The organism is Vibrio sp. 378 (genome assembly GCF_033339435.1).
Window position 1 is genome coordinate 1 of record NZ_JAWOUO010000764.1, and the last position, 616, is coordinate 616.

Annotated in this window: 1 protein-coding gene; it reads left to right on the top strand. The window is 50.6% G+C overall.

All coding sequences use genetic code 11. The features are described 5' to 3' along the window. The coding region (locus R7Q48_RS28720; RefSeq protein ID WP_318133744.1) for an ABC transporter permease subunit at positions 1–553 on the top strand (553 nt) is incomplete at its 5' end. Positions 554–616 lie beyond the last annotated feature (63 nt).

Here is a 616-nt window from a genome sequence, read left to right on the forward strand (position 1 = left end):
CAATAGCCGTTTGGACTACGGATTAATGACACTCTCGATGACGGGCGTGGTTGTTCCTGCTTTTGTTTTGGCTCCCGTGCTTGTCACCATTTTTGCGATTCAGCTTGGTTGGCTCCCCGCTGGCGGCTGGGAAGGTGGGCAATTAGCTTTTCTTGTTTTGCCGGTATTAAGTCTTGCCATTGGATCAGTCGCTAGCATCGCGCGTGTCATGCGCGGCGCGATGATTGAAACCCTCAATCAGCCTTACATTCGCACCGCAAAAGCGAAGGGATTATCGACCGCCTACATCTTGTTCCACCATGCCCTGCGTCCGTCATTGATCCCCGTCGTCGCCATGCTCGGGCCAGCGTTTGTCTCTGTCGTGACGGGCTCTGTCATCATCGACATCTTTTTCGGCACTGGTGGTATGGGCCAGCACTTTGTCTCTGGTGCACTGAATCGCGACTACGGCTTAGTAATGGGCATCACCTTAATTGTCGCCTCACTCACCATCTTCTTTAATCTTGTGGTCGATTTGTTGTACACGGTAATCGACCCACGTATCCGAGTTTAGGAGTCAAACATGTTATCGATTAAAAAACTGGATACTCAATCCTTACAAGACCAAGTCGTAGAC